Here is a 9,628-nt window from a genome sequence, read left to right as displayed (position 1 = left end):
CTTGACCTTTTCGGGTTCTCCGAGTTCGCCAACCGGGGCGGTCTCCGCTGGTTTACGATAGGTCAAGGGCGGATCGGACAGATAGCGGCGGCGATCGGAATAGGCGCCCTGCTGGATCTTTCGACCTTCCTGATAAGCTTTGCGCTGTTTTGCTGCGCTGAGGGTCTGGCTCGGGGTTGGCGGACCGTCAGCAGCACCTCCACCGGTTGGTTCGGAGGAACCGCCCGATGACGCAACGCGCTTGGCCAAGGGCGACTTGAACGTGGAGCCATCGGAATTGGCGTCTGCGTCGGCGATCAGACGTTTGCGGGTTTCCTCAGGCGATTCCACCCAGGCAGGGTTGCCTTCAACCACATTCTGCTGCGGGGTCGGGAGGTTCGCGGTATCCACAGGTTTTACGATTGCCGGGCGCGGCTTGTATTCAATGCCCGCCGCCTTGTTGGACCCGCCGAACGAGGCGATGTTGCCAAGATCGTCCATCAATTGCTCGGTCGATGTCTTATCCGTGCCATAGGTCGGGCCAAGGCAGCCTGACAATGTCAGGCTTGCGGCAATGAGTGCGCCCATGGTCACGCCGGCGCGATACTCGGTCTTCATTGTCATGCACTGGGTCCCGTCTCAGACAGTCACTTAGAATTCACGCTGCTTGTCGCCGGACAATCCGGCCTTTTTCAGGCAGGGTTTTATCGGATTGCCGCCGTGAGAGCAATTGATCCCGGAAAATTCGCTCTCGAACCAATCGCTGCCCCTGCCCGCCGCCAAAAAAAGCCGGGCCGGACAGGGTTTGTATCAGAGGCGGCCGAGCGCCTTGAGCTCATGCAAGGCCGCCGCATCCCGGGCGGAAACATCCGGGAATGCGGAATCAGAGCCGATATCGTCGGTGATCCGCCATGAGCGAGCGCATTTCTGGCCTTCAGCAAGCATTGGCATGACGGCAACGGCGCTGACATCGTCGATACGGAATGCATCGTCAGGTCCAGTACTGGTCTCGACACGGACGCCGGAAGTGATGCAGATTTCCGCAAAATCACTGTCTCCGATCGCCTCAACCAGCGCCGGATCGGTGATGTAGACGACAGGAGCAGCCTCCAGCGAAGACCCAATGCGTTTTTCACGACGCTCGATTTCCAGCGCTCCGGTCACCACACGCCGCACGGTGCGGATCTTCTTCCACTTGGCTGCGAGCGCGTCATCACGCCATCCAGCTGGCACCTCGGGGAACTGTTCGAGGTGCACTGATTCGGCGTCGGGCTTGTTGGAAAGCCAGGCCTCCTCCATGGTGAACGGCAGCATTGGCGCCAACCATGTCACCAGGCAATCGAAGATGGTGCGGATCACCTGCAGTGATGCTTGGCGGCGCTGGCTCGACGGCGCATCGCAATAGAGCGCGTCTTTGCGGATGTCGAAATAGAATGCCGAGAGCTCGATGTTGGCAAAATCGGTCAGCGCCCGAGAAATCCGCTTGAAATCGAAATTGTCGTAGCCGGTGCGCACCAGCGTATCGAGTTCGGCAAGCCGGTGCAGCATCAGCCGCTCAAGTTCGGGCATGTCAGCGGGCGCAATTGTGTCGCCCGCATCATGGGCCAGCGTGCCCAGCATCCAGCGGATGGTGTTTCTGAGCTTGCGATAGGCATCGATATTGGTCTTGATCACGGTCTTGCCGAGACGCTGATCTTCCCAGTAATCCGTGTTCATCACCCACAGGCGCAGGATATCGGCGCCGGACTCCTTCATGATGTCCTGAGGGAACACCTGATTGTTAAGTGATTTCGACATCTTGCGACCGTCCTCGGCCATGGTGAAGCCATGGGTGATGACAGCGTCATAGGGTGCGCGGCCGCGCGTGGCGCAGCTTTCAAGCAGTGAGGAATGGAACCAGCCTCGGTGCTGGTCGGAGCCTTCGAGATAGACATCGGCCGGCCATTTGAGGTCCGGGCGGTCTTCCAGCGTGAAGACATGGGTGCAGCCCGAATCAAACCAGACGTCGAGAATGTCGGTGACCTGGATCCATTTCGGATCGCTTGCCAGATCGCCGAGAAAGCGTTCGCGCGCGCCTTGTGCAAACCAGGCGTCGGCGCCCTCTTTTTCGAAGGCTGCGAGAATGCGGGCATTGACCGCCTCATCGTCGAGCACATTGCCATCGACATCGGCGAAGACGCAGATCGGCACGCCCCAGGCGCGCTGGCGCGAGAGCACCCAGTCTGGCCGGTCCTCGATCATGCCACGCAGCCGGTTCTGGCCTGCGGCGGGGACGAAGCGGGTGTCTTCGATGCCCTTGAGCGCGCGCGAGCGCAGTGTGGTGCCGTCGCCGAAATCCTTGTCCATGTAGACAAACCATTGCGGCGTGTTGCGGAAGATGATCGGCTTCTTGGAGCGCCAGGAATGCGGATAGTCATGCTTGAGACGGCCACGGGCAAACAGATTGCCGGCCTCGATCAAGGCGGTGATCACGGCCTGGTTGGCGTCGCCCTTCTTGCCCTTGTCGTCGATGACGCGAGCAGCGCCGCCTTCGCGGTCTGGCCCGAGACCGGGGACATCCTTGGTGTAGAACCCGGCGTCATCGACGGTAAACGGGACCACCGACGAGATGCCGCGGGCTTCGATGTCACGTGCGGCATCCATCCAAGCTTCAAAGTCTTCGCGGCCGTGGCCGGGCGCAGTGTGGACAAAGCCGGTACCGGCATCATCGGTGACGTGATCGCCGGGAATCAGCGGCACGAGGAAATTGTAGCCGCCGCCGAGGCCTTTGAGCGGGTGAGCGCAGGTGATAGCTGCGAGCTCATCAGCGGAGACATCCCGAAGTCGTTTGGACCCGAGCTTGGCCTTAGCGAAGCACTCCTCGGCCAATGCCTCGGCGAAGATCAGCTTTTCGCCCGGTTGTGGGCCAAAGTCATTTTCAGCCGCTGTGACCTCATAGAGCGCATAGGCAATACGAGTGGAAAACGAAATGGCACGGTTGCCGGGAATGGTCCAGGGAGTGGTGGTCCAGATGACGATGGAGGCTTTGAGTAGCTCGTCCATGGCTGCGACGATTTTTTCCTCACCGCCTGTCGCGGACCTTACCCAGCCTTGCACCGGGAACTTCACCCAGATCGTGTCGCTCTCAACCACTTGATATTCGACCTCGGCCTCAGCCAGAGCTGTGCGCTCAACCACCGACCACATGATAGGCTTGGAGCCGCGATAGAGCTGGCCGGATTTGGCGATCTTCAGCAGTTCGCCGGCGATCCGGGCTTCGGCATGAAAATCCATGGTCTTGTAGGGCTTGTCGAAATCGCCCTCGATGCCCAGCCGCTTGAACTCCTCGGACTGCACCGAAACCCAGTGCTCGGCATAGGCACGGCATTCCTTGCGGAACTCGAGCATCGCCTCAGGTTCCTTGAGATTGGGTTTTTCCTTGCCCTTGGAGCGGTAGTTTTCCTCCTCGATCTTCCACTCGATCGGAAGGCCATGGCAATCCCAGCCCGGAACGTAATTGGAATCAAAACCGCGCATCTGGAACGATCGCGTGATCACGTCTTTCAGGATCTTGTTGAGCGCGTGGCCGATATGGATGTTGCCGTTGGCGTAGGGAGGGCCGTCATGCAGCACATATTTGGGGCGTCCGGCGGAGGTTTCGCGCAGCTTGTCGTACAGCCGCATCTCCTGCCAGCGCGCCACGAGTTCCGGCTCCTTCTGCGGCAGACCGCCACGCATCGGAAAATCGGTCTGCGGCAGATAGAGGGTCTTGGAGTAATCGAACTTGTCGTTGGTATCGGTCATGGTGTCGCAATCTTCTGGGCCGCTGGCCCTTTGTGGACATTTATCGAAGAATTCGGAGGTCGGCGCGGAGTCCACGCCAAGATGCCCGGTCCCCTGCGAGCACTGCTCAGCGGGAAACCGGGACCATAATTCGTATCGGCGGCGAGCCTATGATCGGGACAGCCGTGGTCATGGGTCGGGTTCATAATGGTTTTTGTGGCGCGTGAAAAGGAGATTGCGCATGGCAATCCGCTCACCTTCCACTTCTCTGACTGCTAAGGTTTCAATCTTTGATAAATCAACCGCCGCATCAGCGCGGTGATGGGCTTGGGAAACAGTCTGCCGGCAATCGCGGCAAACCGGTTGCCAGTCCCCGGAACAGACGTCTTCCTGGCGGCGAACGCATCAGCCATGATCAGGCGGGCAGCGAGGTCGGGGTCCATGCGTTTGCTGGCGTCGGCACCCTCGGGCGCATGGCGTTCGGCGTGGTCGGTGCGCAACGGGCCGGGAAAGGCCACGGTGATCGTCACATCCCGGGATTTCGCCGCCTTGCGCAGGCTTTTGGCATAGATCGCCAACGCATCCTTGGAGGCCGCATAGCCTGCTGCACCAGGATAGCCGGTGAAATGCGACAGCGACGAGACAAACACCATGGCTCCGCCCGGATTTAGAGCGCCCGCTTCGAGCAGACGGGTGGAGATCACCATCGGCGCCTCCGTATTGACGCGCAGCACATCCATATGGGCTTGAGCGGATAAGTCCTCAAACCGTCCGGTGGCATTGATCCCGGCATTGAGCACCACAAGATCGTAAGGCCCTGCAGCAATCAGCCCTGACAGGGCGTCGTCAAGCCCGGTGCGGCTCGCCAGATCGCATTGAAGGAAATCTGTCACCGCTGCATCAGGCCCGGGCCGATCCCGATCAAGCAGAACCACGTCGAAACCACCGGCCACCAGCCGGCGCACAATCGCGGCCCCCAGTCCGACACTGCCGCCGGTGACGAGAGCGCGGTTTTGCAGCCCGCTCACAGGCGCCGCCCCAGGAACGCCCCGCCACAGAGATACCGCGCCCAGGACAGCGTCACCGGGGAGCGGCGCGCGGCAATGGCCGCAGCCATCATCGCCGCCACATCGTTCGCCTCAAGAAACAGCGCGCGCATGTGGCCCGGATCATATCCCGCCTTGTCGTGCATCTCGGTTTTCGCCGGTCCCGGATGCAGCACCTGCACCGGGACCTTTCCCTTCCACTCCGACCGCAGCGCCCGGCCAAGCCCGTGCAGTCCGGCCTTGGAGGCGGCATAGGCCGGTATTGTCGTGGAACCGGAATGCGCCACCGAGCCGATGAATGTCAGGGTTCCCCTGGACTTCTCGAGCAACGGGAAAAGCGCCTTTGCCTGCAGCATGGCGGCCAGCAGATTGACATCGAGGGTCCGCCGGATCGCCTCGGTGCTGTCGAGACCATCGTCCGGCACAATTCCGATACCGGCATTGAGCACAGCATTGTCGAGACTGTCCCAGCCGAAATCGTGCACGCCGCGGACCAGTGCCTCGGCGGATTGCTGCGGACTGCTCTGGTCGGCCAAAATGTATCCGGCATCCCGCGGCAGGATACCCGCAACTTCACTTTCGGGCTTGCGCCCGGAGAGCAGAAGCTTGTGATGGCGGGCGAGCTTTTTGGCGAGTGCCAGGCCGAGGCCGGCATTTCCGCCGGTGATGAGGACCCGGCGCGAGACGGCACCAATCATTCCACGGTTCCAAACGTCACCGCTGCGTCCAGCGATGACAGTGGCGAGATATGGCCGAGAACGGCTCGGGCCTCGGCTTCGTCGATCTTCATCTGCGCCACCAGTTCATCCAGTCCGTGGAATTTCTCCTCGCCGCGAAGCCGCGAGACGAATGAAACCGTGCAGGTCTCGCCGTAGAGATCGGCGGAAAAATCAAACAGAAATGTTTCAAGCAACAAGGCGGCACCGTCTTCATCGACGGTGGGGCGACGGCCGAAACTGGCCACACCGTCATGGATCGTCCCGTCCTGGCGGCGGAATCTGACCGCGTATATACCCGGCATCAATGCCGTTTCAGGCGGCAAAGCCATGTTCGCGGTCGGATAACCGAGGCCGCGGCCGAGCTTCTTTCCATGCAGCACGTCTCCGCTCACGGCATAACGATAGCCCAACAAACCCGCCGCTTCGCCGACATCGCCATGTTCCAGCGCTTCGCGGATGCGGCTTGAAGATACCACTTCAGCGTTTTCATCCTGAAACTCCTCGACGAGGGTCACGTCGAAACCATGCCGCTCACCGGCCTCCATCAGAAAGGCAGGATTTCCTTCACGCCCCTTGCCGAAATGAAAATCATATCCGGTTACAACGTGGCGAACCCCAAGCTGGCCGCGCAGGATTCCGGTGACAAAATCTTCCGCACTGCGGGCGGAAAACGCCTTGTCAAAACATTGTTCCACCACTGCATCAAAGCCGAGGCGCCCGAGTATGGCGGCCTTCATCGGCGCGGGCGTCAGCCGGAAGACCGGTTGATCGGGACGGAATACCGTGCGCGGATGCGGCTCGAACGTCAGGGCAACGGCAGAAACACCAGCTGATTTCGCAGCTTCGGTGGCGCGGGCCAGAACCGCCTGATGGCCGCGATGGACGCCGTCGAAATTGCCGATCGCCACAACGCCGCCCTTCAGGTCGTCCGAAAACTCCTCGAAATCTTGAACGCGTTGCACCATGGAATTTCTCACCTCGCGCCGCTCAGGCCAACCATTCCATCCAGTAGGCCGGGGCAACACCCGCGGCATCCAGGAAGGTTTGCAAGCGGGTCTCGTCGGTCACACGGCCGTTGACATATTCGCGGGCATGAATACCGCGGGCAATGAACATGGCCTGAAAGCCATTGTCGAGCGCGCCGCGAATATCGGTTTGCACGCCATCGCCAATGGCCAGAACGCGCTCCATATCGACGCTGCCCCTTATGGCCTGCGCACGCGCCATGACTTCCTTGTAGATCGGCGCGTGGGGCTTGCCGGCGATGCGGGTTTCCCCGCCAAGCTCGGCATAGATATCGGCCAACGCGCCGGCGCAAGGAACCAGGCGGTCGCCACGCTCGACAACGCGGTCGGGATTGGCACAAATAAATGGCAGATCACGTGCGCGCAATCCGGCCAGCAATGCCCGATAGTCTTCAGCGGCCTCGGTCTCGTCTTCGAGCAGGCCGGTGCAAAGCACGGCCTGGGCAGCCTCCGGTCCGGCGAGATCGATATCCAGCCCCTCGACAAGAGACATATCCCGGTCAGGCCCTAGAAAATAAACGGCGCGGGGCGCTTGTTGAACCAGCTGCCGGGTCACGTCTCCGGAGGTCACGATGTCATCCCAGCAGTCCGGATCGACGCCAATCGTCTCGAACTGGCGGATCACGCCGCTTGCGGGTCTGGGCGAATTGGTGATCAGGATGACTGTCTGCCCCCGTTCGCGTGCAGCCTTCAGAGCCTCAATAGACAGAAGGAACGGGTTGACGCCGTTGTGGATCACACCCCATACATCGCACAACACGACATCGGCGCGATCGGTGAGCTGATCAAGATCGGTAATTTTGCGTGGCATTGCGGGCAGTTCCTTTCGGCACAACGATGTCGCCCAGCTTGCCGCCGAATACAAGTCCCCGGCGTTATTTTGCAAACGGGACGCTGCAACTTGGCTGCGAATGCACCCGTATCTCTTGACACTCGCCGGCAGTATCCTTATCTCCGCCTCGCTAGCACTCTGCAGAGGTGAGTGCCAGTTTCATCTCCGTGGGGCCCATTAGGGGCCTCAGCTGCTTCTGTCATTCGATCAAGGAATATAGACAATGGCAAAAACCAAGTTCCGTCCGCTCCACGACCGCGTTGTCGTTCGTCGTGTTGAGTCCGAAGAAAAGACAAAGGGTGGGATCATCATTCCTGATACCGCCAAGGAAAAGCCGCAGGAAGGCGAAATCATCGCCATCGGTTCCGGCATCCGCGACGAAGCCGGCAAGCTTGTGCCGCTCGACGTCAAGGCTGGCGACCGCGTGCTGTTCGGCAAATGGTCCGGCACTGAAATCAAGCTTGATGGCGAAGACCTTCTGATCATGAAGGAAAGCGACATCATGGGCGTCCTCGGCTGAGCCGAACAGACACCCGATCAAATCCAATCTGCCTCAACACGATGGGCCTCAGGCCCGGGAGTTAAGTTAAATGGCTGCTAAAGAAGTAAAATTCGGTCGTACCGCCCGCGAGAAAATGCTCCGCGGCGTCGACATCCTCGCCGATGCGGTGAAGGTGACACTGGGCCCGAAGGGCCGTAACGTCATCATCGATAAGTCCTTCGGCGCTCCGCGCATCACCAAGGACGGCGTTACTGTTGCCAAGGAAATCGAACTGGAAGACAAGTTCGAAAACATGGGCGCACAGATGGTGAAAGAGGTTGCCTCTCGCACCAATGACGAGGCTGGCGACGGCACCACCACCGCCACCGTTCTGGCCCAGTCGATTGTCCGCGAAGGCGGCAAGGCTGTTGCTGCCGGCATGAACCCGATGGACCTGAAGCGCGGCATCGACCTGGCCGTGACAGAAGTCATCTCCAACCTTCAGAAGAAGGCCAAGAAGATCAAGACCTCGGCAGAAGTCGAACAGGTCGGCACGATCTCGGCCAACGGCGAAGCACAGATCGGCAAGGACATTGCCGAAGCCATGCAGAAGGTCGGCAACGAAGGTGTTATCACCGTCGAAGAAGCCAAGACCGCTGAAAGCGAACTCGAAGTCGTCGAAGGCATGCAGTTCGACCGCGGTTACCTGTCGCCTTACTTCGTCACCAACCCCGACAAGATGATTGCCGAGCTTGAAGACGTCTACATTCTTCTTCATGAGAAGAAGCTTTCGAACCTTCAGGCCATGCTGCCTGTGCTCGAAGCTGTTGTGCAGACTTCCAAGCCCCTGCTCATCATCTCGGAAGACGTTGAAGGCGAAGCCCTTGCTACGCTCGTGGTCAACAAGCTGCGTGGCGGCCTGAAGATTGCAGCCGTCAAGGCTCCTGGTTTCGGCGATCGCCGCAAGGCAATGCTCGAAGACATCGCGATCCTGACCGGCGGTCAGGTGATTTCCGAAGATATCGGCATCAAGCTCGAAAACGTGACGCTCGAAATGCTGGGCCGCGCCAAGAGGGTGTCGATCACCAAGGAAACCACCACCATCGTTGATGGCGCTGGCAAGAAGAAGGAAATCGAAGGCCGGATCACACAGATCAAGGCTCAGATCGAAGAAACTTCTTCCGACTACGACAAGGAAAAGCTGCAGGAACGTCTGGCCAAGCTCGCTGGTGGCGTTGCCATCATCCGCGTTGGCGGTGCAACTGAAACGGAAGTCAAGGAACGCAAGGACCGCGTCGACGACGCGCTCAACGCTACCCGCGCTGCTGTTCAGGAAGGCATCGTTGCCGGCGGCGGCACAGCGCTGCTGCGCGCTTCGGTTGCCATCACTGTCAAGGGTGTGAATGCTGACCAGGAAGCAGGCATCAACATCGTCCGTCGTGCGCTGCAGTCTCCCTGCCGCCAGATCGCGACGAACGCTGGTGACGAAGCTTCGATCGTTGTGGGCAAGATCCTCGACCAGAAGAGCGACACCTTCGGCTACAACGCCCAGACCGGTGAATATGGCGACATGATCAGCATGGGTATCGTTGACCCGGTCAAGGTTGTCCGCACTGCTCTTCAGGATGCGGCCTCGATTGCCGGCCTGCTGATCACCACCGAAGCCATGATCGCCGAACTTCCTAAGAAGGAAGGCGCCGGCGGCGGCGGCGGCATGCCTGACATGGGCGGAATGGGCGGCATGGGCGGCATGATGTAATAAGGCGTCAGCCTTGTTACCAATG

General features: G+C 60.0%; 8 protein-coding genes. 2 read left to right on the top strand and 6 right to left on the bottom strand.

Features of this window, described 5'->3' with window-relative positions:
* The 6 genes from ABJN75_RS10020 to ABJN75_RS09995 all read right to left on the bottom strand — a co-directional run.
* Window positions 1–603 (bottom strand): hypothetical protein (locus ABJN75_RS10020; RefSeq protein WP_348439267.1); only part of this gene is annotated, 603 nt, incomplete at its 3' end.
* 186 nt (window positions 604–789) lie between these two features.
* Window positions 790–3,762, bottom strand: coding sequence for an isoleucine--tRNA ligase (ileS, locus tag ABJN75_RS10015; protein ID WP_348439265.1), 2,973 nt, complete (start codon window positions 3,760–3,762; stop codon window positions 790–792).
* Window positions 3,763–4,016: 254 nt separating this feature from the next.
* The gene (locus ABJN75_RS10010; protein WP_348439264.1) at window positions 4,017–4,769 is read right to left on the bottom strand and encodes an SDR family NAD(P)-dependent oxidoreductase; all 753 of its coding nucleotides are present in this window, start codon (window positions 4,767–4,769) and stop codon (window positions 4,017–4,019) included.
* Window positions 4,766–5,485: an SDR family oxidoreductase gene (locus ABJN75_RS10005; protein ID WP_348439262.1), complete on the bottom strand. Its 720-nt coding sequence runs from the start codon at window positions 5,483–5,485 to the stop codon at window positions 4,766–4,768. Before ABJN75_RS10005 ends, ABJN75_RS10010 begins: the two co-directional genes overlap by 4 nt.
* Window positions 5,482–6,471, bottom strand: coding sequence for a bifunctional riboflavin kinase/FAD synthetase (locus tag ABJN75_RS10000; RefSeq protein WP_348439260.1), 990 nt, complete (start codon window positions 6,469–6,471; stop codon window positions 5,482–5,484). Before ABJN75_RS10000 ends, ABJN75_RS10005 begins: the two co-directional genes overlap by 4 nt.
* Window positions 6,472–6,493: 22 nt before the next feature.
* Window positions 6,494–7,342 (bottom strand): TIGR01459 family HAD-type hydrolase, encoded by an 849-nt coding sequence (locus tag ABJN75_RS09995; protein WP_348439258.1) that lies wholly within the window; start codon window positions 7,340–7,342, stop codon window positions 6,494–6,496.
* Window positions 7,343–7,586: 244 nt separating this feature from the next.
* On the opposite strand from ABJN75_RS09995, the gene groES reads away from it, so the two are divergent.
* Window positions 7,587–7,883, top strand: a complete 297-nt coding sequence (groES, locus tag ABJN75_RS09990; RefSeq protein WP_348439256.1) for a co-chaperone GroES — start codon at window positions 7,587–7,589, stop codon at window positions 7,881–7,883.
* A gap of 70 nt (window positions 7,884–7,953) precedes the next feature.
* Complete coding sequence (gene groL / locus ABJN75_RS09985; protein WP_348439254.1) at window positions 7,954–9,603, top strand: chaperonin GroEL; 1,650 nt, start codon at window positions 7,954–7,956, stop codon at window positions 9,601–9,603.
* The last annotated feature ends 25 nt before the right edge of the window (window positions 9,604–9,628 follow it).

This window comes from Hoeflea sp., from assembly GCF_039975035.1.
Lineage (GTDB): Bacteria > Pseudomonadota > Alphaproteobacteria > Rhizobiales > Rhizobiaceae > Hoeflea.
Note: the sequence above shows the minus strand (reverse complement) of the source record. Positions and strands in the feature narration are given on the sequence as shown.